Origin of the sequence: Gluconobacter kanchanaburiensis NBRC 103587, assembly GCF_007988905.1 — a bacterium.
Taxonomy (GTDB): domain Bacteria; phylum Pseudomonadota; class Alphaproteobacteria; order Acetobacterales; family Acetobacteraceae; genus Gluconobacter; species Gluconobacter kanchanaburiensis.
This window is the reverse complement of record NZ_BJVA01000015.1, coordinates 21,656-46,319: the sequence shown is the minus strand read 5'-3', so window position 1 is coordinate 46,319 and position 24,664 is coordinate 21,656. Positions and strand designations below refer to the sequence as shown.

Here is a 24,664-nt window from a genome sequence, read left to right as displayed (position 1 = left end):
CCTCTGCGTCCATGCCCGTCAGGCAGGTTGGATGTCGCTCACGAACCGGGCAATACGGCGGCAGGCTTCGGCTAGCTGAGCATCCGAAGCCGCAAAAGACAACCGCAAATAGGGGCTATAACCAAACGCCGAACCTGGAACTGTCGCGACATGAGCCTCCTCAAGAAGCGCTTCAGCAAAAGCAACATCCGTATCCAGACGTCGCCCCTGTCCGGATTTTCGCCCAATGAGTGCTGCTACACCCGGATAAGCGTAAAAAGCTCCTTCCGGCATGACACAGGTCAGGCCAGGAATGTCTTGCAACGCACCTACGACCATGCCGCGACGCCGTTCATACGTTTCCAACATCCGGGCAATCCCGTCAGCGTCTCCGTCCAGAGCCGCGACCGAGCCGGCCTGAGCGAGCGTGCAGACGCCGGATGTGGAATTGCCCTGCACCGCGACCATGGCCTGGATCAGAGGGACCGGTCCACAGGCGAACCCGACCCGCCAGCCCGTCATGGCATAGGCCTTGGCCATCCCGTTCACGATCAGGATGCGGTCTGCCAGATCCGGCGCGACACTCAACAGGGAGAGGTGCTTCTTCCCGTCGAACGTCAGATGTTCGTAAATCTCATCACTCATCACGAGGACATGCGGTGCCTCACGCAGTACATCCGCGATGGCTTCCAGATCCTGACGTTCCAAAATGGCGCCAGTTGGATTGTTCGGGAAATTCAGGACCAGCCATTTCGTCCGTAACGTGATGGCTTTGCGGATCGTTTCAGGATCAGGACGGAAACCGTTTTCCTCTCGACAGCGGATCTCGACCGGAACCCCGCCCAGCATCCGGGTGATCAGCGGATAGCTCACCCAATACGGCGCAGGCACGATAACTTCATCGCCGGTTTCCAGCGACGCCATCAGCGCGTTGAAAATGATCTGCTTGCCACCATTCGCGACCATGATCCTGTCAGACGTGACGTCCAGAGCGTTGTCACGACGGAACTTCCGGGCGATGGCATCAATCAGTGGCTTCTGGCCCGGGATCGGCGGATAGCCGGTGTCGCCCGCTTTCGCTGCGGCATAGGCCGCTTCGATCGCTTCGGGCGGCGACGGAAAATCTGGCTGCCCCAGCGCCAGAGAAATGACATCCGCCCCCTGCCCCCTCAGTTCACGCGCACGGGCCGCCATGGCAATCGTGGCGGGACGGGGGAGATCTGCCAGACGTGAGGCGATGGTGAAACTCATGAAAGCCCCTGACAGAAACTCTGGATCCGGGTGCAGGCTTCCTTCAGAAGTTCCGTGCTGGTCGCATAGGAAATCCGGAAATATCCCGGGGTCAGGAATGCCGTACCATGCACGGCCGCGACCCCGGTTTCCTCAAGCAGGGCCGTCACGAAGGCTTCGTCTCCGTCAATAAGGCGACCACCTTTGCTCGTCTTGCCCAGTGTTCCGGCGATGGACGGAAACGCATAGAAAGCCCCCTCGGGAAGAGCGCACGACAGACCCGGCGCTTCATTCAGCATCCCGATTACGAGATTACGCCGCTCCTGATAGACCGCGACCATCTCGCCAATAAAATCCTGCGGGCCGGACACGGCTTCTTGTGCCGCGGCCTGCGCGATGGAGCACGGATTGCTCGTGCTCTGTCCCTGGAGCTTGATAAGCTGTTTCGTGAATTCCACTGGTGCAGCGGCAAATCCGATCCGCCAGCCTGTCATAGCGTAAGCCTTGGAAACACCGTTCATCGTCACGGTCCGGGAGCGCAGACGCGGCTCGACCTGAACAACCGTTTTGGCGACTGCCCCATCATACAGGAGCTTGGCATACATATCGTCCGTGAGGATCCAGATATCCGGATAGTCCAGCAGAACATCCGTAAGCGCTCTGAGTGCCTCAGTATCATAGGCCGCGCCTGTCGGATTGCACGGCGAATTGAGACAGAGCCATTTCGTACGAGGCGTGATCGCCGCACGAAGCTGTTCCGCCGTAAGGCGAAAGCCATTTTCAGGATCAGTCTGAACAATGACAGGCGTTCCATCGGCCAACGTTACAATATCAGGATAAGAGACCCACGCCGGTGCGGGAATGATGACTTCATCACCCGCATTCAGGGTCGAGACCATGACGTTATAAATAACCTGTTTGCCACCCGTGGAAACGCAGATTTCCTCGGCCTTGTAGTCCAGATCGAAATCAGCGTTCAGACGGGCCGCGACAGCCTTGCGCAACTCTAGTGTGCCCGGAACATCCGTATATTTTGTCTTGCCGGCCTCGATCGCCCGAATTGCCGCACGCTTGATGAAATCGGGAGTATCGAAATCCGGTTCACCCGCAGAAAGGCTGATGATATCACGGCCCTCTGCTTTCAGAGCGCGGGCTTTCTGGGTCACAGCAATCGTCTGACTGGGAAGGATACGGTTCAGACGGTCGGCAATAAAGGACATGACAGGGTTCCGGATCATTTCGATAGCGTGATTCTACGCATGTTCCAAAGGTTTTGACCACAGGCAACCACGCTCTGATCAACAAAAAAAGGGCGCCTCCCATAAGGAAGACGCCCGATGTGTAGCAGACCCGCTCAGTAAAAAGGTTAGGCCAGCTTTTCCATCTCACGCAGTACGGCCTGCCCCATCATTTCGGTGCCGACTCGAGCCATACCCGGAGACATGATATCGCCTGTCCGCAGCCCCGAAGCCAAAACATTGGAAACAGCCGTCTCGATCAGGTCGGCATCCTCACCACGATTGAGCGAATACCGCAGCAGCATGGCGAAGGACAGGATCTGAGCCAGCGGATTGGCGATCCCCTTGCCAGCAATATCCGGTGCGCTGCCATGAATCGGCTCGTATAGGGCATTGCGCTTACCATCGGCGCGAACCGGGCCAAGCGTCGCGGAAGGCAGCATTCCGAGCGAACCCGTCAGCATCGACGCCAGATCGGACAGGATGTCTCCGAACAGGTTTCCCGTCACAATAACATCGAACTGGTTCGGGTCACGCACGAGCTGCATCGCGCAGTTGTCAGCCAGCATGTGCGAGAGCTGGACGTCAGGATATTCGCGCTTGTGAATGTCGGTTACGACCTCCTTCCACAGAAGACCACTTTCCATGACATTGCACTTCTCAACCGAGCAGACGCGATTATCGCGCTTGCGGGCCAGATCGAACGCCACGCGAGCCACACGCTCGATTTCGGACGTCGTGTAAACTTCCGTGTTGATACCGCGACGGGAGCCATCGGGCAGTGTCTCGACGCCACGCGGCTCACCGAAATAGATGCCACCAACCGTCTCGCGAACGATCATCAGGTCAAGCCCACGCACCACTTCAGGCTTCAGCGCAGAGGCGTCAATCAGGGCATCAAACAGCTTGGCCGGGCGCAGATTGGCGAACAGTTCAAGTTCCTTGCGGAGCTTGAGGATCGCAACTTCCGGGCGCTTGTCGAACCCGACATGGCTCCAGGCCGGATCCCCCACCGAACCGAACAACACCGCGTCGGACTGACGGGCCAGTTCAACAACCTCGTCGCGGATCGGCACGCCGTGTACGGCAAGCGAGGCTGCACCAACGAGTTCTTCCGTGATTTCAAGCTTCAGCCCGCGATGCGCACTCATCCAGTGCACGATCCGCGCTACTTCGCGCATGACTTCCGGCCCGATCCCGTCTCCGGCTAGAACCAGAAGCTTGTGTGCGTCGCTCATTTCACAGTCCCTATGGTAATTGACGGCACCCATGCACGGCTGGGGCGATGTTCAAAGCTGCTGATCTCGGCATCATGGGCCATGGTCTGTCCGATGTCGTCCAGCCCTTCGAGCAGCATGTGCCGACGGAACGGATCAACCTCGAACGCGATGGTCTCGCCATTCGGACGCACGATCACCTGACGTTCCAGATCCACCGTCAGGCGCGAATTCGAACCCTGACGGGCATCGTCCATCAGTTCGTCGCAAATCTCACGCGGCAGCGGAATCGGCAGGATACCGTTCTTGAAGCAGTTATTGAAAAAGATATCGGCAAAGCTGGGCGCGATCACACAACGGATCCCGAAATCCAGCAACGCCCACGGGGCATGCTCGCGCGAAGATCCGCAGCCCAGATTGTCGTAAGTAATCAGGATTTCGGCATGCCGGTACGGCTCCTGATTGAGCACGAAATCCGGCTTTTCATTGCCATCTGCGTCATAACGCTGGGCGGCGAAAGCATTCTTCCCCAGACCGGTTCGCTGAATGGTCTTGAGGAAGCGGGCTGGAATGATCTGGTCCGTGTCGATATTCTCGGTCGGCATAGGTGCCGCAATGGCAGTGAGCTCCGTGAACTTGTCCATCAGACGGTCTCCTTCACCAATTCACGCACATCGCACAAACGGCCCGTCACAGCTGCCGCTGCCGCCATGGCAGGCGAGCAGAGATGAGTCCGGCCATCAGGTCCCTGACGCCCCTCGAAATTACGATTGGAGGTTGACGCGCAACGCTGACCCGGCGTCAGACGATCCGGGTTCATCCCCAAACACATCGAGCACCCTGCCTCACGCCACTCAAAACCGGCAGCAAGGAACACCTTGTCCAGTCCTTCCGCTTCAGCCGCATGCTTCACCAGACCGGAGCCGGGAACGATCATGGCTCGAACGCCGTCGGCAACATGACGACCACGCACCACATCCGCCGCCGCGCGCAGATCTTCCAGACGGCTGTTCGTGCAGGAGCCGATAAACACGACATCCACCGGCGTCCCGGCAATTTTCTGCCCGGCTTCAAGACCCATATAATCCAGAGCACGCTGGATCTGGGCGGCACGGGCCGGATCAGCAACATCCGACGGAGACGGCACGAAACCGTCGATCGGAAGCACGTCCTGCGGGCTGGTACCCCAAGTCACGGAGGGAATGATTTCCTCTGCGGCGAGCGTGACTTCGGTATCGAAGTAGGCACCTTCGTCAGACGCCAGACTGCGCCAGTACTCACAGGCCTGCTCGAACGCTTCGCCCTTCGGCGCGAACGGGCGGCCCTTCACATAAGCGAAGGTCGTCTCGTCAGGCGCGACCAGACCTGCACGCGCACCGGCTTCGATGGACATGTTGCACAGCGTCATACGCCCCGCCATGTCCAGATCGCGGATCGCGGATCCTGCAAATTCAATGACATGCCCGGTGCCGCCGGCAGTGCCAATGCGCCCAATAATGGCCAGCATGATGTCCTTGGCCGTCACACCGGGGCCGACCTTGCCTTCAACCGAGACGCGCATGTTCTTCGCGGGTTTCTGCAGGATCGTCTGGGTCGCGAGCACATGCTCGACCTCGGACGTGCCGATCCCGAACGCCAGCGACCCAAGGGCGCCATGCGTGGAAGTATGGCTGTCACCGCAGACGATCGTCATGCCCGGCAGAGAGATACCCTGCTCCGGCCCGACAACATGCACAATACCCTGAGAGGCGGAGCGCAGCGGGAAATAGGGAACGCCGAATTCGGCGACGTTTTTCTCAAGCGTCTCGATCTGGAGGCGGCTTTCCGGCTCCTCGATCGGCTTGGAACGGTCGGACGTGGGGACATTGTGGTCCACCACGGCCACCGTGGCATCCGGACGACGCACGCGACGCCCGGACATCCGCAGGCCTTCAAAAGCCTGCGGACTTGTCACCTCGTGAACGAGATGCCGGTCGATGTAGAGGATGCAGGTCCCGTCCTTGAGACGTTCGACGACATGATCGTCCCAGATCTTGTCAAAAAGGGTTCTGGGCGAATTGGTAACGGGCATCCTGTCTCTAACTCCGAACGGTTTAGGAAGCGGCCTTGCTGTCCGCCTTCGGCAGATCGCGGGGACGCTCGGCAATACGGGCGGACTTGCCCGAACGGCCACGCAGATAATACAGCTTCGCGCGACGGACCTTACCGCGACGCACGACTTCGATACTGGCGATCGACGGTGCGTACAGCGGGAACACGCGCTCGACGCCTTCACCATTAGAAATCTTGCGAACCGTGAAGTTGCTGTTCAGGCCCTTGTTGGAACGGGCGATAACAACACCTTCGAAGCTCTGAACACGCTCACGCGTGCCTTCGACAACGCGGACGCCAACGCGGACCGTGTCACCTGCAATGAACTCGGGAACAGCGCGGACGCCGGAAAGACGCTCGATCTCGCGCGCCTCATACTGCTGGATAATGTTCATGACCAAACTCCTGAAAACAAAACTTCAATGGACCTGCTGTCGTGCCAGATACGCATCCCAGAGGTCCGGGCGGCGCGCCTTCGTGACGGCGATTGACTGTTCATGGCGCCAGCGGGCGATGGCACCATGATTGCCGGAGAGAAGAATGTCGGGCACGTCCTGCCCCTCCCACACTGCCGGCTTGGTATACTGTGGATATTCAAGAAGCCCGTCGGCGAAGCTTTCGTCCTGACCGCTGACATCCGATCCCATGACGCCGGGAAGGAGCCGTACGCACGCATCCAGAAGAGTCAGGGCAGGAATTTCTCCGCCTGACAGCACGACATCGCCCATGCAAAGCTGTTCGATATCGTGCTTTTCCAGAACGCGCTCGTCCACGCCTTCAAAGCGCCCACAGAGAACGACGACCCCCGCTCCGGACGAGAGACGCTCCGCATCTTCATGCGACATGCGCTTGCCACGTGGCGTCGGGTAGACGACCGGACGGCCATCCAGCGCAGGAAGCGCCGAGAGGGCCGCATCCAGAACGTCTGCCCGCATCACCATACCGGCTCCGCCACCGAAAGGCGTGTCATCGACGGCCCGGTGACGTCCCAGTCCATGCTGCCGCAGATCGTGCGCCTCGCAGGACCAGATCCCCCGCTCCAGCGCCCGGCCCGCAAGGGAGAACCCCAGCGGCCCCGGGAACATGTCCGGAAAAAGGGTCAGGATGTCCGCGCGCCAGCTCATGCCCGCACCTGGACCTCGCCGGAGAGATCCCCCTCGACCTCGACTTCAACAGGAGGGACAAGGACCACTTCCCGTTTCGCAAGATCCACATGAGGAACACAAGCCAGCGTGAATGGCACGATCAGACCACGATCAATTTCGAGGCTGACGCCTGCGCCGTAATCGTGAACGACCGATACCGTCCCGAGAACATCTCCGTCTTCCGAGACAGCCGTCATACCGATCAGATCGGCATGATAGAATTCGTCGTCTCCGGTTTCCGGAAGGACGGTGCGCGGAACATACAGCTTGGCATTGACCAGACGCTCGGCAGCCGTACGGTCAGAAATATCCTGACCTTCAGCATCCGTCAGTGCAGCCACGCCTGCCGAGACCCAACGTGCCGTCCATGCCCGCCCCTGCCCGTCATGCAGCACGCCCAGCGTCTCGACCGAAGCCGGATCATCTGTGGCAGCATGAAGATGCACCAGACCGCGGACACCGTGCGGACGACCGACGGTGGCAATCAGGACATCGCTGTCAGGGTTGAAGCGGGGCACGTCTCGGGCTTCCTGAAAAGCGGCTCAATCAGGCCGCAGCAGCGGCAGCGGCAGCCTTGGCGCGTTCCTGAGCCTTCGCCTTCGGAGCGGACTGCTTGGGCTGCTCGTTGTAGGTCGGCTTCGGAGCCAGACCTGCATTGCCCAGGAAACGGGCAACACGGTCCGTGGCGAGGGCGCCATTGGACAGCCAGTGCTTGATGCGCTCGTCAACCAGACGGATACGGTCGGCGTGATCAGCCGGCAGCATCGGGTTGTAGGAACCAACCTTCTCGATGAAACGGCCATCGCGCGGGCTGCGGCTGTCGGCAACAACGATGTGGTAGTAGGGACGCTTCTTGGCACCTGCACGTGCAAGGCGGATCTTGAGGCTCATGAAATACTCCTGAGAGACAGACTTGTAAAAACGGGACGGATCAGACGAAAGGCGGGCGTCCACCGGGTTTCCCCCCGGGGCCGCCCATGCCCTTCATCAGATCCGCCAGACCTCCTGCACCACCCATGCCGCGCATCAGGCCACCAAGGCCCATCTTGCTGATGCGTTTCATCATGGTGGACATGTCGTTGAACTGTTTGAGCAGCCGGTTGATCTCCGGAACCGTAGTTCCCGAGCCTGCCGCGATGCGCTTCTTGCGGGACGCCTTGATGATGTCCGGCGTCTTGCGCTCCTGCTTCGTCATCGAGGAAATGATGGCCTTGTGACGCTTGAAGATCGACGTATCGAGCTCCTTGTCACCCAGCATATCCTTGATCTTTCCCATCCCCGGCATCATGCCGAGAATGCCGGAAATCGAGCCCATGCGGTTGATCTGGTCGATCTGGGAAACATAGTCATCCAGATCGAACTTGCCCGCGAGCATCTTCTTGGCGACGCGCTCGCCTTCCTCGTGATCGAGGGTTTCGGCGGCACGCTCCACCAGCCCGGCAACGTCACCCAAGCCGAGAATACGGCCGGCGACACGCTCGGGATGGAATTCTTCAAGCGCTTCGAGGTTCTCACCCGAACCGGTCAGCTTGATCGGCGCGCCCGTAATGGCCTTCATGGACAGCGCCGCACCACCGCGGGCATCACCGTCCATCCTGCTCATGACGACGCCAGTGATGCCAACAGCTTCGTTGAAGGTCTTCGCCGTGTTGACGGCGTCCTGACCAGTCATCGCGTCAACAACAAGCAGCGTCTCTGCCGGTTTGGTGAGTGTGCGGATGTCCCGCACTTCATCCATCAGCGCCTCGTCAATAGACAGACGGCCTGCCGTATCGAGAATAACGACGTCATAACCTTCGAGACGACCTGTCTCGAGCGCACGCTTTGCGATCTGGACAGGTGACTGCCCAGCAATGATCGGCAGAGCCTGAACACGGCCTGTCTTGGCGTTGACGCGCTCGGCCAACTGCTGAAGCTGGAGCTGCGCGGCTGGACGCTGGACATCGAGACTGGCCAGAAGGACTTTCTTGTTCTCGCGACCGGAAAGGCGCAGGGCGATCTTGCCGGAGGTCGTCGTCTTACCCGAACCCTGAAGGCCCACCATCAGCACCGGAACCGGCGGATTGGCAGACAGGTTCAGCGGCACCGCCCCCGCCCCGCCAAGCGCGTCGATCAGCGCGTCATTGACGATCTTGGCGACAGCCTGACCGGGAGAAACGCTTTCCAGCACCTCCTGACCAACAGACCGTTCACGGACCTTGTTGACGAAGTTCCGCACCACAGGCAGAGCAACGTCTGCCTCCAGCATGGCGAGACGCACTTCACGCATAGCCTCGGTGACATCAGCCTCTGAGAGCTTCCCGTTCTTGGAAAGCCCTTCAAGGACACCGGACATCTTGCCTGAGAGTTGATCGAACAACGGGTCACCTTAAAAGCAAACAGAAACACGCCACTGCGCGAGTCTTCGCGAGGTGGCGTGTCCGGAAACAGAGTTCATCTATCGCCTTGCTGTAGAGGCGTCAAGCGATAGACGCAGAAACCACGGTTTCAGGGCATGTCGTCCGGTTCACCCTCTGGCGGATGCCCCATCAGAGCCTTCATCTGCTCATGAAGCACCTTGAGCTTGTCCATGGTCTCCTTGCCCTGCTGGCGCTGCGCCGGCGTCAGCAGATCATGAAGCTGCTCCACGGTTTCAAGATGTAGCGCGGAGACTTTCGCCTTGAGCGCATTCTCCTGCCCGTTCAGATCTGTAAGCGTTGCGCGATCCAGATCACCCACGGCACTCAAGGCATCACGGATCTTGTCCTCGATGGCCCTCCCTTCGAGACGCAGCGCATGCTCGTCCTGATGCGCCTTGTCAAAAATGGCCTTGAGCTTTGTCTTCTGGGCCGCCGTCAGTGTAACGCCCGGAGGGACCGGAGGCATCATATGGCCGGGAGCGCCATGCGGACCTCCCGGAGGAGGCTGTACCCAGTCAGCCGCATGATGCGCCTGCGCCGAAGCCAGAAGAGGAGTCCCCACCAGACCCAAAGCCGCAATGGCGGAAAGAAAAACAGCAGGACGAAGGATCGTCATGGACGTCATATCCTTAGAGGTTATGGCAGCCGGAAACGCACAAGACGTCTCCATGACGTTCTTGATGGCATGCTTCAATGTTGCTGAATTCCCCCTCCTTCGTTTCAAAGAGTAAGAGTGCAGAGTATATGTAACACGACGACTTGACGACGGACGCTTCCCGTCGCATGTAGCATCCCGATCTGTACAGAATCCTTCAAAAACGAAGTCTGCACGGATGGAGAGGTGGCCGAGTGGTTGAAGGCAGCGGTCTTGAAAACCGCCGTGCGTGGAAGCGTACCGTGGGTTCGAATCCCACCCTCTCCGCCAGATAAATCAAAAATTCCCAGATTTTCCAGAGAGTTATTTGATTTGTCGAAATTCATCCCACCTTGAGACCCATCTTAAAAAATGCGTCATCGCGCGGCGCTCGGACGCGATATGCGTCGTTTATAAATTTCCCGATGTGACCTGCTAACTGATGTCCTGCTTTCTCCAGAGACATCTAGATGATCTGCAGGCGCGACTGAAACAGCGACCCACGAAAAAAAACGCTCAGAAATTTCTTGAAATCGTCGTCCGTGTTCGGCTAACGTTCTTGAGTTAGCTGACACCACAGTACGAAAAACTTCTAGCAAGCCCAGAAGGCTCTCTGCCACTGCTTCAAGCAGAGACCCTGTAGAACACTGAACGCCGAAAAAACCAAACGAAACTAGTATCATCGTTGGTCCCGTGAGGGGCTGGTTGGAAAGGCGTATCATGAGTTCTGTTTTCCCCCTTCGTCGCTCTGACGACATCTTTATAACGCGTCGGGAAGCTTCTGAGCGACTACGCGTGTCCCTCTCAACGATCGACAGATATGTCGCTGCGGGCGAGCTCGAACGCTTGAAAATCGGTCCAAGGCGAACTCTGTTTCGACTGCGCGATGTCGAAAGGCTCGTCCGTCGTGACGGCAGCGCTTCTTCCGCCATGCAGACCACACTGAGCAACGTCTGGTCGTAGCTGCTGATTTTATCAGCGCAGGATACCTGCGGATCTATCCTTTCCATGATGAAAGCTAGCGCTATGTTTGACGTCGCTGAGATTGACTTTGCTTGGGACAGCCCTTGGGACTCCCTGGAGATGAAATGCGTCTATCAGGATATTGTTTTCTGGATCCTTTGTGATGTTACTCGAGAGATTGATCCCTATTACAAGACTAATTGCTACAAAGTAGATAATCCCGATAATTTATTTTCGGCACCAACTACCGTAAACGACTTACATAACTTGTTCTGGGCATCTCCTTCGGAGATTTCTGAAGGGTGGTCTCTATTCAAAATGATAAACGGTAATTTTTCAGACACTAAGCTTTTTGAAATCCTCAATACATTTCTTTTCCTGAAAGACAAATCTACGGTTGCACAGCCAACGATAGATGAAATCATGGAGCTTTTGTTTGCCCGTGCTTCGCATTGGTCAGATAAACTGACGATTAAAGATCTCCTGCCTCAGCTGACTTCTGGCAGGATGATCCAGGTCCATGATCAGTCCCCGTCTGGAGGGCTGCCGCTGAACGTTATCGCGGAGCAAGTCCTGTTTTATAAAAGGCCGATACGATCTGACGAGCAGCTTATTCTTGCCCGTGCTTTGACATATCTTGGATGGCGACGGCATCGTACCGCCCAGACACGCCGATGGATTGCTCCCCCTGACTTTCCGACAAAAGATCCCGGCAAACTTCGATGGCATTACAGGTGACGATGTCCGCCAAAGCACAGCGACTTCGCGAGTACCTTTGCACGAGAGAAAACATCCCGCAGGCGATTATCATGGCGTTTGATGGTCATCGAAGATCGATAGATACCAGCAAAAATGGCTGGTGACTGCGGGAATGTCCCTGATGGAACATCGGAAGACGGTCCAGTTGCGCGACGGGCAGCCAGAGACGACCGTTCAGAGCAAGACAAGGTGCATCCGCCCAGTGCAGACGTGAATCCGAGATCAGTTTCGTGATCTTTCCCGAAACGTCTCTCCGATAGACGCCGTTATCCTTCAGATTGGTGAAGTAAAGGTTTCCTGCGGCGTCCATGACGCTCCCCCCGAGCGGGGGTAAATCCGCCCAGGGCTGAACAGCCGCAGACAGATCGGTTGATGACACATTGGGATCGTCAAGAAATGCTGTTGGAACTTGAGACCACGGCCCTTCAAGCGGCCCGAAATACAGCCATTTCCCGTCCGGACTCACTTCAAGCGGATCGACATTCACCAGAAGCGGCCGATGCAGACCGTTCTCCACGACGTGCCCGTCCATGACAATCGGTCGATCTGTCCGTGCGCGTGTGGACGCGTCATTGTCCAGAACACGACGTGCCTGGCCTGTTTTGATGTCAAGAACAATCAGCGCCGCCTTGCCCGCATCAGTCAGATAGGCATGCATCCCGTTGAAACGGATATCGTCGATATAGCTCCCCGCCTGCGCGATCTCTGGGCCCAGAGGATAGATTCGCAGCACATGACCTGTTGCCGGATCAATGCGGACCAGTTTGGCTCCTCCAGATACGGGGACACCTCCAAAAGACGGAGTTCCCGTATCAACAACCCAGAGCGTACCGTCAGGAGCAACATGGAGGGCATTGACGCTGACAAAGCGATGTGTCGCATCCCGTCGGGGTTTCCAGCCACTCCAGTCAGCATCTGGAAACGGCTCTATCTTTCCATTCTTCGTCAGAAGAGCTACGGCCGGTCCGGAAAACCCGGTCCAGCGAGGGCCTGCGACAAACACATGACCGCCAGCAAGCGCTACGGCGTTCCAGTCCATGGCCGTAGTGGTCGCCTCAATCCTGATGGTCTGTGCATGGGAAGAAACAGGATGCGCGTATACCCCAACGAATCCTGTGAAAACGGCAATGGCGATCCTGCACAGGCCTCTTTTTGTGAAAGCCTGCCGTGAGCGCGGTCTCATGAACCCCATGACGTTAGATCCCTGCAATAAAGCCGGACGGCGTACCGTCAGCAGGATCCACGAACACCACGTCATCTGGCGCCCGTCGCGGCGTGTCGATAGCCAGAAAAATAACTGGGTGGCTTAGAATGCGGGGTACGGCATGTACCGCCCGACGGGGAAACACCAGAAGATGGCCGGGTGCAAACGGAGCCTCCTCCTTGGGATCATCAATCCAGAACGTGCCTGTCCCGGACAGGACATGAAGCACTTCATCGCACTGGGTATGATAATGCGGCGGCACATCTCGATAGATTCGGAAGACCCGAATACTGGCTTCCGGCTTGTCGGTCAGATAGGTGTCCAGCAGCATCGTGTCCGCCGTTTCGGGAAACGCCGCCGCAATTTTATTGAGATCGAAGCGACCTCCCGTCCGGTTCAGGGTCATCAGATGTTCTTCGTCATTCATGAGGTCTGCTCCTCTCAAGCGCTTTGACTGTTTTCGTCACGGTTCTCTCCGTTCAGGCAGGAAAACTTTCGAGCACGATCTTGCCTTTGGCCTGACCACTCTCGATCAGAGCGTGAGCCTCTCGCAGATTGGCGGCGGTGATCGCGCCAAGATTTTTGCCGAGCGTCGTACGGAGACGCCCTTCGTCTAGAAGGCGCGACACCTCGTTCAGGAGTTTCCCTTGTGTGCTGATGTCTGCCGTTCCAAACAGTGAGCGGGTGAACATCAGCTCCCAATGCAGGGACAGGCTTTTGCGCTTGAGGGGTACAGCATTGAGTTCAGCAGGATCATCAATCAGGCCGAAATGTCCCAGAGGGGCAAGAAGTTCGACGATCTCTGCCAGGTGGCGATCCGTCTGCGTCGTCGAAAAGACAAAACCGGGAGCGCCCGTAGGAAGGCCAGCAACCTGTTCCGCCAGAGGCTTACTGTGATCGATCACGTAATCTGCCCCGAGAGATGTGACCCAGTCCTGCGTTTCGGGGCGCGAAGCCGTAGCAATGACCGTGATGTCGGTCAGAACCTTGGTCAACTGGATCGCCATGGAACTGACCCCGCCTGCGCCTCCAATGATCAGTATGGACGGCGTCGTTCCCGGGACAGGCCGACGAACGTCCAGGCGATCGAAAAGCATCTCCCAGGCGGTGATTGCTGTCAGCGGTAAGGCCGCGGCTTCGGCCCAGTTCAGGGAGCGGGGTTTGCGACCGACAATCCGCTCATCGACCAGATGAAACTCCGCGTTGGTCCCTGAGCGATTGATCGCCCCCGCATAAAAGACCTCATCGCCGACAGAAAAATCTGCGACGTCCGGTCCAGTGCCCACGACAACCCCCGCCGCATCCCAGCCCAGAACACGCCACTGACCTGCCTCTGGTGTCGCACTGCGACGGACCTTTGTATCAACCGGATTGACCGACACAGCCCTGATTTCCACCAGAAGATCCCGGCCCGAAGGGGCAGGTTTCGGCAGTTCAATGTCCTGAAGGGACGCCGGATTTTCGATGGGAAGTGGCGTCTGATAACCAATGGCCCGCATGATGTCTGCTCCTCTGTTGAATGAGGAGAAGAGTGAGCACTATGCTGTTTTCAGACAAGAACGCACTTTTAACGCCCATAGTGTCGGAAATAATACCGTTATGACCCGCATCCGCCATCAGTCGCTCGATTGCAGCCCCGGCTGCGCTGTTGAGGCAACGCTTCAGCTTATCGACGGGAAATGGAAGGGCGTGATCCTCTATCACCTGCTTCAGGGGACCTTACGCTTCAACGCCATCCGCAAGCGCCTGCCCAATATCACGCAGAGAATGCTGACAACCCAGCTTCGCGAACTGGAGCGTGACGGGTTCGTGTTACGGACGGTTTATCCGGAAGTTCCGCCAAAGGTGGAATACAGCCTCACTGCACGCGGGCGGACCCTCGAACCTGTCATTCTGGCTCTCAAGGCCTGGGGCGATGAGCACACAGAGTTCAGGCATGGTCCTGAGGCCCGTGCAGATCAAAATGGCATACTCTCGCCTGCCGCTAAAGGGACTGAATAATTGCTCAGTAGTCATTCGGCTAAGTGGGGGATAAAGGAATGTCTGGTTTGGGACGCGGAAACCTTGGAAACTACGATCTTAGCTGACTCTGGTTCGTTTTGACATTTAGTTCTAAAAGCTTATTGGATTGATGATATTTTGCGAGTCTGTTCTTATGACAGTAATTCTTCCCGCCAAACAAAACGACCCTCTACTTGAGGCTCTAGTTCAGAAGATTGGTTGTGAACGTCCAGAAATAGTAAATGTGCAGCCGGACAATAATCTAAAAGTAGGGTATTGTTGGTTTAACGCGTATGCAAAAGCAAATTCCATTCAAAATGGAGAAGTGATAAACGGTTGGGCATTTTGGATGATTGATACGGGAATTGTTGCCCAACACCACGCTGTTTGTAAGATTGATGGCGTTATGATCGATTTTACTCCCAATCAAGCAGAAAGCGATTTCATATTGTTTTCAATTTCTGACCGTCATAGATATGACTATGTTAATGCAAAAGCTTACCTTTCTCTTCTAATAGATAATAGCGGATATATTACTATAAGAGACAGGAATAACCAAGCCGTGACGCCGCCCAATGGAATCGGACCATACCGACAAATTGTCTCTGAGGAAGAGCGTTCGGTCATTCGACGACTGGTTCCTCATTTTATGGGGAGTGGAATACAATAAAAAGCCATTTCCACTTTCGGGGGCACGCTTCATCGCTTTCTACGACCGAAATGAGGGCGTCTGCCGCCTGTCCGCTTACGCGCCATGTCAGACATCGAAGTGGGGGTGGCGGTTGCCCGAAAGCCGACGTTTTTAGGTGAACCGCGATAGACCGCGTTTGGGACGCTCCTGCTGTTTCTGATCGATAGTCCGAACGGCATCTCTCGCGAGAAACGGACATTCAGCGTTTGCGTGAACGGCATCGTAGGTCGACAAAAATCTGTTGCTCACCGACCAAGCGGCCTTTAGGTCCGGTAGCCTAAGTTTGTCAGCCACCGTGAGATGATCGTGCCACCTTCAGCTCAGTATTTGTTGTCGCGTGAAGCTTGGATTCCCGGTGAGGGTTACGTCCTGCTATTGACGCCAGGAGAATTGGAAATCCTGGAGGACGATCTGCGGGTAAGCGGACTCTGCAGCAAGGCGGTTCCGAAAGTTCCGAGCGCTCTGCGCGGCAAACCCCTTCTCTGCTTTGTTAGCGCCGCGCGCGGAAAGTTCACGCATATCGCGCGGGCGACGGCATATTATCCGGCAGAATCCGGGCGCGATAAGCTGGATATCTGGAGTTTGTCCGAGCTCGCCAAACCGGTCACTCTAACCACCTTATCACGTCGTATGAGCGGGCCGCAGGCATGGCGGGCCAAGCTGGCGTTAAAGGGCGGTCACGTGTCAGGTGCTGCCTTTGTAGTATTAATGAAGGCGCTGGAGGCCCTCGATGCTGACGCCTATGGCATCGCTGCGGGGCTGATCGATGCGCGCGACGACCGTGATGATGATGCGGAGCCGGTTAACGCACGCATCAATTGGGCTTTCCAGCGCGACGCCGTTATCACGGCGATGGAGATTGCTGGGATTCCTTCGGCTTGGCTCGAACTGCCCGCACACGCGCCAGACAACCTCGCCGACGATACGGCCTCGATCTTCGACAGCGATGAAGACATGGTTTCGATCGAGGATCTCGTCATCCTGCAGGACGCGGACACTCCCGGCGATGACTGGGAATTCGTTAAGCGTCAGCGTTACGCGGCGAAGATGTATCGTGACGGCAACACGCAACTGACCGTAATTCTGGCCAATAAGCTTGATCTGGAAAAGCAGCTTGGCGTTGACCTCATCTACTACAATGAGACGTACCACTCCGTTGTGTTCGTCCAATACAAGATGTTCAGGGGGGAGGACGGAGAACTCGGTTATCGGGTCGATCCCCAACTCGGCATTGAGATTGCACGGATGGATTCTGCTGCCCGCGAGCTGGCGAAAGTCGCCGCGGACACGAGTTGCGATGGTTACCGGATCGGCTCCGACCCATTCTTTCTCAAGTTCTGCAGTAAGCTCATTCCAGCGAAGGTGACCGGCCATGTTCCTGGGATCTATGTCCCGCTCAGCTACTGGAAGCGCTTGGCGAGTGACCCGCGGGCGAAGGGCAAACGTGGCGGGACGATCGTCTTCGACCATACCTTCGGCCAACGGCGGCTCACACCTTCGGCGTTCACGGATTTGGTCCGCCGCGGCTGGGTTGGTACGTCCGCCCATCAGGGACGCGAGCTTCTTTCCTATCTGCGTGGCGCGCTGCAGGGGCAGAAGGGTGTGGTGTTTGCCATTCAGTCGGGCATCGAGCCCGAAAAGGATGAGGAAGGCTTCGACATCCCCACTCCGAAGGCGCCGCGCAAGCGCAAGGACAAATATCCAGGGCGGAACATCCCCCGGAAGGTCTGGTCGATATAAGGCGCTTCCGGCGTCTGTGAAGACAGCCATACACGGCTGATAATAAGGCGCGCGCTGCCAGAGGGCTTCGCGCGGAGCGAATGGCAAGTTACGTTAGAAGTTACCGTTCAGAACTCGACCGGCGAACGACTGGTTCTGGGAGATTGTGTTGAAAAAGTCAGATTGAGGTGTCTGCTCAGGATTTTGTATGCAATTGGGAATGAAAATTCACCATGATTACAAAGCTCTATCCATTATCATATCGAACCTAAATGTTGAGTAGAAGCTCCAGAGGGACTTTTTCAACACAATCGGGACAAAATGGTCGTTCACAAACATGCTCGGCCATAGCCAGTTTCGGTGCCAACGGACATTCACTCAGTGGCGACGCTGCCCCGATGAATGGGCAAGACTGATCGGTGGCCTCATAAATACGATGCATGCCTGTAATCAGCTGAAACGACGAAGTACGACTCATTCTTGAGTTCAAATAACGCGCCAAAGCTGATAGTTATTCCTGATGCCCACCACCGCCTTTTCGAACCATTTCAGACGCGAACTTGATGTCGGCCAGCTCGCCCGCCTGATGCTGTGGGACACGCCGGAAGCGAGTGAGGATCACCTCTCGGAGGCTCAGCGCGCTTGGATCCGGACTGACGTACGCTGCTCGTCCTGCGGAGTGGGCGGCGCCCAGATTGTGCGGGCAACCAAGTCCACTGGCACACGGGGTGGCACCCGACAAGCGCATTTTCGCTTCATCGGCGACGATGCCATGGACGCTCACCACCGCTTTTGCGAGTTCCACGGAGCCGATGGCCAAGAGCGGCAGTCCGAAAGTCTCGTCAACTTCGGAAGTGCCAAAACTATCGAGACCCGTCTTATCGGCCGGCTCGTCTGCAAGGGGATCGAACAGGGTATCTTCGACCAGACCGCGATCCGGGGAATGCGGCAATGGTTTTTCGATCTGAAGGCGGCAAACCGCTTTACCATCACTATTAATTCGACGGCAGTAGATTGGCTCTCTGCGCTCCTGCGTCACCCTATCTACCCACGATGGGTCTTCCACCCTGTGCAGGCGCAACTTCCTGGCTTCGACTGGAAGCAGGCGACAAATCATGCATTCACCGAGCAGTTTTGGCCACTTTTCGATCACATGTCTGGCAGGCGTCTTCGCAATGCCGAATCGCGAACGAAGCACTTGGTCGCATGCTATGCGGGCCAAGAGGTGTTTGACCCAGCGGCGCTCAAGCCGAGTTATGAGCTGACTCTCCAGCTCGCGTCCTTCGTCGGACGTAACTCCGGACTCGACTTCAGCCGGTCTAAACCCAGCGAATATCGGTGGAAGGGTGCGCCGCCAGCGCTGATGGCCTTGTGTGCCCTCATCCTGTTCGTCTCGGACTGGCAATTGAACGCGGCGATCGGCAAATTCGCGCAAATTATGGCAGCGCCTGCTCCGAGCGATCCGCTCCTTGGCAACGTCGTCGGACTGAATCCCTTCCACGACTATGCTGCCTGGCAGATGGTGGTGCTCGCTCAGGAGATTTCGGAGCAACCCACTGGAATCCGCGTCTATGATGCCGAACTCGCGCGGATCGAGGCCGAACTGCGCGAAGCCTATCGCGCTTGGACCCAAAGGCAGAGCTGATCGCTCGTCACGGTGGCGGAAGGCACATCTGGCTGACCAATTTGTCATACCCTTCCAAGCCGGCCTACCCCATCTTCTTGAGCGGACAGGAGGCTGTCGGCTTCCTGTCGGGCGTATGTGCCTATGAACGGCTTGCTGCATAGCAGACATGAGCAGCGCGATCTCTCGCGATCGAGTTGGAGTGGAAGAGGAGGGTTTGCTTTCAGTGTATAAATACAAAAGTAGACACGGAATTGGAGTAGAATGTGCAACGCCCAGGCATTCCATCGCCCTTTAATCCGAATAGATCGTTGCGTTTAATTATTCAGAGACGTATTTTAGAACCAACCGTGGCGTTACTGAACCACGATTTCTTTATGGTCGCAATATCTATTTCGGCCAATCATCTTCGCCGATCGCAAATACATGCCAATGAAATTCTTTCTTTAGCTTCGTTTCTATAACTGATTTATATGCCGACGTTAGCGTTCCCTCACGTGCACGCCTCAACATGGAAGCTACATCTTCGCGCCTCACCGAGTTTGATTTCAAAATCTTTTCATATACATCGCGTTGAGCAACAATAATTTGCCACTTTCCTGGCGCGCATTCGAGTGTATTTAATGTGGCGTTATCAATTTTCTTGATAGATACGTCCCTAAGTTTTTTGAAATCATAGTATAATGCAGCAAGTTCTTGGGAGGTATTGGTACCTCTTAGAAATTTAACCTCTATCATTACCGCCGCTGTGCTGCTCTTTGAATTCTTAAAAAATACAAAATCGAGTGTCTTGGGTGCCCCCGCCGTAGGTGTCGCTTTCGTTACGGGCACCTGAGCAACTGCCTTCCAACCTCGGCCAAAACCGATTTCGAACAACGGAGGATATAAAAAATGCTCGCTGTATAGAGTTCTCGCCGAAGTTGCTTGTTTAAAGGTTAGCCAAGCAGCAGTCCCCTCAACTAAGCGTCGCACTAGCTTTTCTTCCAGTTTTCTTTGTCTTTCTATGGGGAACGTCTTAAGGGCCATAATTTATTGTGATTCCGATCTGGTTTTTGTCAAGTAGACCAAGGGGAGAGTTTCTTATTCAGTACAATACCACCTATTTCTCTATTCGTGGGGTATTGAAAAAGCATTCTTTCTAACACTTCACGGCTGCTTTCCGTTACGCCGACAATAAGCTCTAATGACCGTCTCGTGCGCACAGTGTCCGTCACACTTAGTTGAATAAACGCCGCGAAACATTGTCCGGGGCATCCAAAGCGGACAGTCTGCTCTCCCCCCCTGATCTGCCTGTCCGCTCAGTCATATAGGAGCAGACAGGCGGCAGTCGCTTACATGTCGGACGTCGAAGTAGTGATGGCGGTTGCCCAAAAGCCGACATTGTCATGCGACCCGCGATAGACCGCGTTTGGGACTTTTCTACGGCTCCAGAACGGTAAGTAAAACGGCTACTTTTGACAGAAGCCGACAATCAGCGTTTGCCTGACCGGGATAGCCGAGGGTCAAAGAATGGGCCGACTGCGGCCTGAGAGCTATTTCGTCGGCCGACCGGAAAACCGGACTAATACCATGACGACCAGCATAGCCGCGCCTCGCAAGGTGCGGCCGGTAGAGGCAGAATTCTGAACTTATAATTGGGACCATGGCAATCGGCAGCGCAGCCTGTCGCATCAACGTGTCGCGGCGGCTATATTCCCACGATCTCGATTTGCTCGGGTTTCACTAATTTACGATCGATGAGTTCTTGCCGAGCAGCTTCTGGGCTTGCGGTAAAAAACAGCACGCGCAAATCCTCGAGCGCGCGCGAGAACGATACATAGGCAAGACGTTGCCCCCTCGCTCGCTGACCGTCGGTCGGCTCGCCGGCCGTCGATGGCGTCAGTGTCTTGCTGAAATTATAAAGATTCCATGCCGCTTCGACGTCGTCATAGACAATCATCACCTTGGCATATTCCTCGCCTTTGACGCCGTGCTGCGTGCTGTAGGCCGTGTTCTCGCCGATAAAGGATGCGTATGACCCAATCTCGTCAGGTCTCATCGCGAACAACAGGTCGGCAAGCCAGTCGCCTTTATCGAGCGCGTGCTCCTCTTCAACATACGCTTCCTCGCGTGGCTGGCGATCAAGCTGTTCGATCAACCTGTCCCCGGCCGGGATAAGCTGTTTTGCCACACCGAACCGCAGAATGTCGCCAATGGTTCCCGAAGCCCAGAGGTCAGCAAGCTGCCCAACGAGACTGAGTGACGTGTCCACCATCTCCTTGAGCGTGTTATCGGCATTGGGCCCGTTGGCCGCGAATGCGGGGCTGTTGCGGCGCAAAACATCGAGTATCTCACGACTGCGATCGTTCGCATGCGCCTCGACGAGCGGATGGAGGATCGTGGTCAGCGGCTGAACCAAGAAATGCTCACCCGCCTCGAAGGCTTCCTCCGCCCGCGTGGATGCGTAGGGACCATTGAACAGTCGATTGAGCTCGGCGAATCCCATCCGCCGGGCAATCATCTGATTGGCGAGGAACAACTTGATGACGTCGTCGCGGTCCGCCCAGCCCCAGTCGGCCATCGCCTTGTCCATACGCGCGAGCGCCCGCTTGATCTGGTCGTCGGAATAGCGGTTACGCGGCAGCTCAGGTTTTTCCGCCTTTACCAGCCGAAACAAAACGCTTCCCTCACGACCGGCATTGTCGCCCGCGGCATATTGTTTGACATCGGTCCGGAAGGCGTTGAGCAATCGGATGACGCTCTCGGAGCAGCGGAAGTTCTCGGTTTTTGTTATCGGCATACCCTCCCCGGGAGCCGTGAAGTCCCCCGCACTGCCATCGTAAATCTGCTGCCAAGGGTCGCCAAAGTAGCCGACTATCGGCAGTCCTTCGCCCTCACCGACCAAGTTGAGGCCGCTCACAATGCCGGGAAAGGTGTCCTGCGCTTCGTCGACGAAAATATAAGGGAAGCGAAGCCCGGTGATCCGTCGGAATGTGGCGTTGTGCGCAAAGAGATAGGTGGCGATCTCGATGATGTCGTCATGGCCTAGCCGCCCGCCTGGATAGTCGCCCCATTTGGCATCGTCGTATCTGAAGCTTGCGACCGCATCGAGCGCGGCGATGTCCTGCTCGTAGCTTGCAGCTTTCGCGCGCGCCTCGGTAGCTGCGCGGCTATTGCCTCCATTATCCTTGTCGCGCTCTTTCTGGATGAGTGCCGGGATCCGGCCTTCACGCAGCGCCTGGCGGATGTCATCGTGAAAGCGACTGATCTGTTCCCATAAGAAGCTGTGGAGGGTCGACACGAGATAGAGATCGTCAAACCCCAACCGCGTCTTAATCACCGACACCGCTCGTTTGGTAAAGGTGATGCAAGCGACCCGTTGCCCATTCTGCCTCATTTGCGGGCCTTCACGCTCACGCACGCGGGCGAGCGCGTCGATCAGAGAGGTCGTCTTGCCCGACCCTGCGCCTGCCACAAGAGCGAAGCTGCGATGGCGATCGATACAAGCCCGAACGTCGGCATCCGCTTGGGTTTCGACCCGACCGGTCATGCGCTCGCTCCCACTCCCGCTTGCGGTGATGAGGAGGAAACTGGCGACGGCGAAGCCGACGTCGGTGTTGGTACGAGCGATGACGATTGGGACGGCGGGGGGGCACCGCACAATCTCTTCTCCAGCCAGCGCAACCCTTCGGCTATATACGCGGGAACGATCCAGGTCGATTTCATCGCCAGCAGATCCATTGCGAAGTCGGTTTTCTTAAAATCTTTGGATCCGATGCGCTCGTAGATAACAGTGTAGGCGTCGGGCAGCAGTGGCGGGATAGTCTTGCCGATTGATAAAGTATTTGCGCGAAGCAATGCAAAGTTCTCGTAGGAAATGGCTTCTTCAAGCGTTCGCGGCGTCATGGGTATCTGCATGCCGCCCTCGCTGACTGTCACTGTCATTTCAAAGGCGATGCAGCGATCCTTTATGCTGTCGATTTTGTCGCTCGCAGTCATGGCCAGCAGGTCAGCCACCGTGCTTTTGCCACATAGCTTCTTCAGCGAGGCATTCGACGTTCGGGCGCCCGAAACATCGGCGCGGCACGTGGTTGGATATCCGGTCGGCGCGACAGAATCGAGGTCGGTTACGACCAGATAGGGAATGCGCAGGAAGTCGAGCAGCCCCTCAAAACGGTGAGCATAGGCGCCCCCGACCTCAAGGATAGTCAGATAGCATGCACGGAGGCGCGCCGCCGCCGTTTCGATCATCGACGGCAGGAGAAGCTTTTCGGCGGCACCCTCGACCAGAACAGCGGCGTCAGCAAAAAATAGGTCGCAATGCGTAAGTCGCAGATAGCGCTTCAGGAATATCAACGTGTCGGCGGGCGAGATCACTGTGCCATCAACGACATCGGCTTCCGGTTGGAACGCTCGCAAGCTGCGGACGGAGGATGCATTGCGGATGGCATTCGGGGTATCTTCGCCCGCAAGATAACATCGTTGGAAATAGCGGACCTTCTCGAAATCGACCGCGTCGAGGATGTGAGACGAATGTGTGGTAACGACGAGTTGAGGCACTAACGTCGGGTGTTCGGCCGCTTTGGCCGATGCGTCGATCACGCTCCAGATATTGGCGATGAAGGTTTGCTGGACCTGGGCGTGGAGATGTACTTCAGGCTCTTCGATAAAGATGAGCAAGCAGAGCGGCCGGCTTTCCGGCGTGGCGACCCACTGCGAATGGAAATGGCGCGCTTGGATCGCCATATAGATGAGATTCTTGAAGCCCAAACCATTGTAGAGTTCAGGCAGTTCATGCTGTCGGCCGGGATCGACATAAATGAGTTCGGTATTGCCCCGCAAAGCGCTTTCTGGACTGAGCGACGAGACGATCTTTAGGTCACGATCGTTGACCGACGGCACGCCCAAATCTTTGATAAGGTTGATAAGCGGCGCGAACTGCTTTTCGTAGTGTTTTGTGAGATCGGCATTATTTTCATCGATCACGCGATGCGCTTCGGCGGCCGACTGGGCCTGGTCGAGATTCTTGCGGTAAAACGTAGCAAAGGCGGCGGAAAGCCGATTGCTGCGACTGTCATCGTCGTCATTGATGTTGCGCTGCGCATCAACGAACCGGACGCGGATGAGTTGACGAACAAGCCGCTTGCCCTCGTCTGGTTCTAGGGGCGTCGCATCGGCGGCGACCTCGCCATCCTCACCCTTTATTTCCTCGAGTGATGCGTATCGCGTGATCCCGTGTCGCGCGAGATTGGTGTCGGTTGCGAGGTATTGATAGAGGCTCCGTGCGCGCTTGCCATCATCGCCGATCGGGTAGGCGGCGAAATATTCTTCGCGGAGCTTTTTCGGTTCCTCAATGCCGAACTGCAGCCGAAGGCCGACCTTGGTGAAGTCGGACAGCTTGGGAAGAAGCGTGAAGACACGGCCGAAGGCGACCGTGTTAGGGTCAATTTCAAACCACAGATCGAGCTCAATTTTGGGCAGGTCTGCGGCGTCGCCAGTTGTGGCAAAGGCTTCGAAATCGGCAAGGCGAGCCACTGAGAAATCGTGAATCTTGAATTCCCGCCCGTCGAGAAAGGCACGGAAGACTGCTGTCGCCGACGTTTTCCCGCTATTGTTGGGACCGACGAACACCGTCTCCTTCGTCTCGATGTCGATCGTCACGTTCTCGAGACGCCGAAAATTGCGGATCGCGACTTTGTTTAGTTTCATCTGCCCCGGCTACCTGGATGTTACGATTGCCGGACCAACTGTACCGCAGACGCGGATTACTTCACGTTAAATTTCCGCCGAT

Annotated in this window: 23 protein-coding genes and 1 tRNA gene; 7 read left to right on the top strand and 17 right to left on the bottom strand. The window is 56.6% G+C overall.

What is annotated here, in order from left to right; translation table 11 throughout:
- Positions 1–18: 18 nt before the first annotated feature.
- From GKA01_RS11010 to GKA01_RS10960, 11 genes are all read right to left on the bottom strand, one after another.
- Entirely contained in the window at positions 19–1,230 is a 1,212-nt protein-coding gene (locus GKA01_RS11010) for a pyridoxal phosphate-dependent aminotransferase (RefSeq protein ID WP_146862875.1), read from the bottom strand.
- Entirely contained in the window at positions 1,227–2,429 is a 1,203-nt protein-coding gene (locus GKA01_RS11005; RefSeq protein ID WP_146862872.1) for a pyridoxal phosphate-dependent aminotransferase, read from the bottom strand. The genes GKA01_RS11010 and GKA01_RS11005 overlap by 4 nt, the downstream gene beginning before the upstream one ends.
- Positions 2,430–2,575: 146 nt before the next feature.
- Positions 2,576–3,685 (bottom strand): 3-isopropylmalate dehydrogenase, encoded by a 1,110-nt coding sequence (leuB, locus tag GKA01_RS11000; RefSeq protein WP_146862869.1) that lies wholly within the window; start codon positions 3,683–3,685, stop codon positions 2,576–2,578.
- The gene (leuD, locus tag GKA01_RS10995; protein ID WP_062109733.1) at positions 3,682–4,308 is read right to left on the bottom strand and encodes a 3-isopropylmalate dehydratase small subunit; all 627 of its coding nucleotides are present in this window, start codon (positions 4,306–4,308) and stop codon (positions 3,682–3,684) included. The genes leuB and leuD overlap by 4 nt, the downstream gene beginning before the upstream one ends.
- Positions 4,308–5,735 (bottom strand): 3-isopropylmalate dehydratase large subunit, encoded by a 1,428-nt coding sequence (gene leuC / locus GKA01_RS10990; protein WP_146862864.1) that lies wholly within the window; start codon positions 5,733–5,735, stop codon positions 4,308–4,310. Before leuC ends, leuD begins: the two co-directional genes overlap by 1 nt.
- A 22-nt stretch (positions 5,736–5,757) precedes the next feature.
- Positions 5,758–6,150: a 50S ribosomal protein L19 gene (gene rplS / locus GKA01_RS10985; protein ID WP_041110658.1), complete on the bottom strand. Its 393-nt coding sequence runs from the start codon at positions 6,148–6,150 to the stop codon at positions 5,758–5,760.
- 24 nt (positions 6,151–6,174) lie between these two features.
- Positions 6,175–6,879 (bottom strand): tRNA (guanosine(37)-N1)-methyltransferase TrmD, encoded by a 705-nt coding sequence (gene trmD, locus GKA01_RS10980; protein WP_146862860.1) that lies wholly within the window; start codon positions 6,877–6,879, stop codon positions 6,175–6,177.
- Positions 6,876–7,418: a ribosome maturation factor RimM gene (gene rimM / locus GKA01_RS10975; protein WP_146862857.1), complete on the bottom strand. Its 543-nt coding sequence runs from the start codon at positions 7,416–7,418 to the stop codon at positions 6,876–6,878. Before rimM ends, trmD begins: the two co-directional genes overlap by 4 nt.
- Positions 7,419–7,446: 28 nt before the next feature.
- Complete coding sequence (gene rpsP / locus GKA01_RS10970) at positions 7,447–7,791, bottom strand: 30S ribosomal protein S16 (RefSeq protein WP_062029531.1); 345 nt, start codon at positions 7,789–7,791, stop codon at positions 7,447–7,449.
- Between the two features lie 40 nt (positions 7,792–7,831).
- The gene (gene ffh, locus GKA01_RS10965) at positions 7,832–9,259 is read right to left on the bottom strand and encodes a signal recognition particle protein (protein WP_146862854.1); all 1,428 of its coding nucleotides are present in this window, start codon (positions 9,257–9,259) and stop codon (positions 7,832–7,834) included.
- 128 nt (positions 9,260–9,387) lie between these two features.
- Positions 9,388–9,915, bottom strand: coding sequence for a Spy/CpxP family protein refolding chaperone (locus GKA01_RS10960; RefSeq protein WP_228120022.1), 528 nt, complete (start codon positions 9,913–9,915; stop codon positions 9,388–9,390).
- A 219-nt stretch (positions 9,916–10,134) separates the two neighbouring features.
- On the opposite strand from GKA01_RS10960, the gene GKA01_RS10955 reads away from it, so the two are divergent.
- The 3 genes from GKA01_RS10955 (at position 10,135) to GKA01_RS13845 (ending at position 11,634) form a co-directional block, all read left to right on the top strand.
- Positions 10,135–10,224: transfer RNA gene (locus tag GKA01_RS10955), tRNA-Ser, on the top strand.
- Positions 10,225–10,653: 429 nt separating this feature from the next.
- Entirely contained in the window at positions 10,654–10,896 is a 243-nt protein-coding gene (locus tag GKA01_RS10950; protein WP_035729032.1) for a helix-turn-helix transcriptional regulator, read from the top strand.
- A gap of 45 nt (positions 10,897–10,941) precedes the next feature.
- Complete coding sequence (locus tag GKA01_RS13845; protein WP_228120023.1) at positions 10,942–11,634, top strand: hypothetical protein; 693 nt, start codon at positions 10,942–10,944, stop codon at positions 11,632–11,634.
- Between the two features lie 85 nt (positions 11,635–11,719).
- Here the strand turns inward: GKA01_RS13845 and GKA01_RS10940 are convergent, their stop codons facing one another.
- The 3 genes from GKA01_RS10940 to GKA01_RS10930 form a co-directional block, all read right to left on the bottom strand.
- Positions 11,720–12,694, bottom strand: coding sequence for a major royal jelly family protein (locus GKA01_RS10940; RefSeq protein ID WP_244289206.1), 975 nt, complete (start codon positions 12,692–12,694; stop codon positions 11,720–11,722).
- 157 nt (positions 12,695–12,851) lie between these two features.
- The gene (locus GKA01_RS10935) at positions 12,852–13,286 is read right to left on the bottom strand and encodes a cupin domain-containing protein (protein ID WP_146862848.1); all 435 of its coding nucleotides are present in this window, start codon (positions 13,284–13,286) and stop codon (positions 12,852–12,854) included.
- Between the two features lie 52 nt (positions 13,287–13,338).
- On the bottom strand, positions 13,339–14,358 hold the full coding sequence (locus GKA01_RS10930; protein ID WP_146862845.1) for a zinc-binding alcohol dehydrogenase family protein: 1,020 nt from the start codon (positions 14,356–14,358) through the stop codon (positions 13,339–13,341).
- Positions 14,359–14,458: 100 nt separating this feature from the next.
- Here GKA01_RS10930 and GKA01_RS10925 point away from each other — a divergent pair, with 100 nt between their 5' ends.
- From GKA01_RS10925 to GKA01_RS10910, 4 genes are all read left to right on the top strand, one after another.
- The gene (locus GKA01_RS10925) at positions 14,459–14,860 is read left to right on the top strand and encodes a winged helix-turn-helix transcriptional regulator (RefSeq protein ID WP_194265885.1); all 402 of its coding nucleotides are present in this window, start codon (positions 14,459–14,461) and stop codon (positions 14,858–14,860) included.
- Positions 14,861–15,014: 154 nt separating this feature from the next.
- On the top strand, positions 15,015–15,530 hold the full coding sequence (locus GKA01_RS10920) for a hypothetical protein (RefSeq protein WP_146862839.1): 516 nt from the start codon (positions 15,015–15,017) through the stop codon (positions 15,528–15,530).
- A gap of 321 nt (positions 15,531–15,851) precedes the next feature.
- The gene (locus GKA01_RS10915; protein ID WP_146862836.1) at positions 15,852–17,291 is read left to right on the top strand and encodes a hypothetical protein; all 1,440 of its coding nucleotides are present in this window, start codon (positions 15,852–15,854) and stop codon (positions 17,289–17,291) included.
- A gap of 499 nt (positions 17,292–17,790) precedes the next feature.
- The gene (locus GKA01_RS10910) at positions 17,791–18,915 is read left to right on the top strand and encodes a hypothetical protein (RefSeq protein ID WP_146862833.1); all 1,125 of its coding nucleotides are present in this window, start codon (positions 17,791–17,793) and stop codon (positions 18,913–18,915) included.
- A gap of 369 nt (positions 18,916–19,284) precedes the next feature.
- Here the strand turns inward: GKA01_RS10910 and GKA01_RS10905 are convergent, their stop codons facing one another.
- The 3 genes from GKA01_RS10905 to GKA01_RS10895 all read right to left on the bottom strand — a co-directional run bounded on the left by GKA01_RS10905 (position 19,285) and on the right by GKA01_RS10895 (position 24,582).
- Positions 19,285–19,920, bottom strand: coding sequence for a hypothetical protein (locus tag GKA01_RS10905; protein ID WP_146862830.1), 636 nt, complete (start codon positions 19,918–19,920; stop codon positions 19,285–19,287).
- 661 nt (positions 19,921–20,581) lie between these two features.
- Complete coding sequence (locus GKA01_RS10900; RefSeq protein ID WP_146862827.1) at positions 20,582–22,423, bottom strand: UvrD-helicase domain-containing protein; 1,842 nt, start codon at positions 22,421–22,423, stop codon at positions 20,582–20,584.
- On the bottom strand, positions 22,420–24,582 hold the full coding sequence (locus GKA01_RS10895; protein WP_146862825.1) for an ATP-dependent nuclease: 2,163 nt from the start codon (positions 24,580–24,582) through the stop codon (positions 22,420–22,422). The genes GKA01_RS10900 and GKA01_RS10895 overlap by 4 nt, the downstream gene beginning before the upstream one ends.
- Between the last annotated feature and the right edge of the window lie 82 nt (positions 24,583–24,664).

What these genes read in the sequence shown, in the direction of transcription:
- GKA01_RS11010 (WP_146862875.1), bottom strand. Translation starts at nt 1,230, where the DNA reads ATGAGTTTCACCATCGCCTCACGTCTGGCAGATCTCCCCCGTCCCGCC.
- GKA01_RS11005 (WP_146862872.1), bottom strand. Translation starts at nt 2,429, where the DNA reads ATGTCCTTTATTGCCGACCGTCTGAACCGTATCCTTCCCAGTCAGACG.
- leuB (WP_146862869.1), bottom strand. Translation starts at nt 3,685, where the DNA reads ATGAGCGACGCACACAAGCTTCTGGTTCTAGCCGGAGACGGGATCGGG.
- leuD (WP_062109733.1), bottom strand. Translation starts at nt 4,308, where the DNA reads ATGGACAAGTTCACGGAGCTCACTGCCATTGCGGCACCTATGCCGACC.
- leuC (WP_146862864.1), bottom strand. Translation starts at nt 5,735, where the DNA reads ATGCCCGTTACCAATTCGCCCAGAACCCTTTTTGACAAGATCTGGGAC.
- rplS (WP_041110658.1), bottom strand. Translation starts at nt 6,150, where the DNA reads ATGAACATTATCCAGCAGTATGAGGCGCGCGAGATCGAGCGTCTTTCC.
- trmD (WP_146862860.1), bottom strand. Translation starts at nt 6,879, where the DNA reads ATGAGCTGGCGCGCGGACATCCTGACCCTTTTTCCGGACATGTTCCCG.
- rpsP (WP_062029531.1), bottom strand. Translation starts at nt 7,791, where the DNA reads ATGAGCCTCAAGATCCGCCTTGCACGTGCAGGTGCCAAGAAGCGTCCC.
- GKA01_RS10960 (WP_228120022.1), bottom strand. Translation starts at nt 9,915, where the DNA reads ATGACGATCCTTCGTCCTGCTGTTTTTCTTTCCGCCATTGCGGCTTTG.
- GKA01_RS10950 (WP_035729032.1), top strand. Translation starts at nt 10,654, where the DNA reads ATGAGTTCTGTTTTCCCCCTTCGTCGCTCTGACGACATCTTTATAACG.
- GKA01_RS13845 (WP_228120023.1), top strand. Translation starts at nt 10,942, where the DNA reads ATGATGAAAGCTAGCGCTATGTTTGACGTCGCTGAGATTGACTTTGCT.
- GKA01_RS10940 (WP_244289206.1), bottom strand. Translation starts at nt 12,694, where the DNA reads ATGGACTGGAACGCCGTAGCGCTTGCTGGCGGTCATGTGTTTGTCGCA.
- GKA01_RS10935 (WP_146862848.1), bottom strand. Translation starts at nt 13,286, where the DNA reads ATGAATGACGAAGAACATCTGATGACCCTGAACCGGACGGGAGGTCGC.
- GKA01_RS10930 (WP_146862845.1), bottom strand. Translation starts at nt 14,358, where the DNA reads ATGCGGGCCATTGGTTATCAGACGCCACTTCCCATCGAAAATCCGGCG.
- GKA01_RS10925 (WP_194265885.1), top strand. Translation starts at nt 14,459, where the DNA reads ATGACCCGCATCCGCCATCAGTCGCTCGATTGCAGCCCCGGCTGCGCT.
- GKA01_RS10920 (WP_146862839.1), top strand. Translation starts at nt 15,015, where the DNA reads ATGACAGTAATTCTTCCCGCCAAACAAAACGACCCTCTACTTGAGGCT.
- GKA01_RS10915 (WP_146862836.1), top strand. Translation starts at nt 15,852, where the DNA reads ATGATCGTGCCACCTTCAGCTCAGTATTTGTTGTCGCGTGAAGCTTGG.
- GKA01_RS10910 (WP_146862833.1), top strand. Translation starts at nt 17,791, where the DNA reads ATGCCCACCACCGCCTTTTCGAACCATTTCAGACGCGAACTTGATGTC.
- GKA01_RS10905 (WP_146862830.1), bottom strand. Translation starts at nt 19,920, where the DNA reads ATGGCCCTTAAGACGTTCCCCATAGAAAGACAAAGAAAACTGGAAGAA.
- GKA01_RS10900 (WP_146862827.1), bottom strand. Translation starts at nt 22,423, where the DNA reads ATGACCGGTCGGGTCGAAACCCAAGCGGATGCCGACGTTCGGGCTTGT.
- GKA01_RS10895 (WP_146862825.1), bottom strand. Translation starts at nt 24,582, where the DNA reads ATGAAACTAAACAAAGTCGCGATCCGCAATTTTCGGCGTCTCGAGAAC.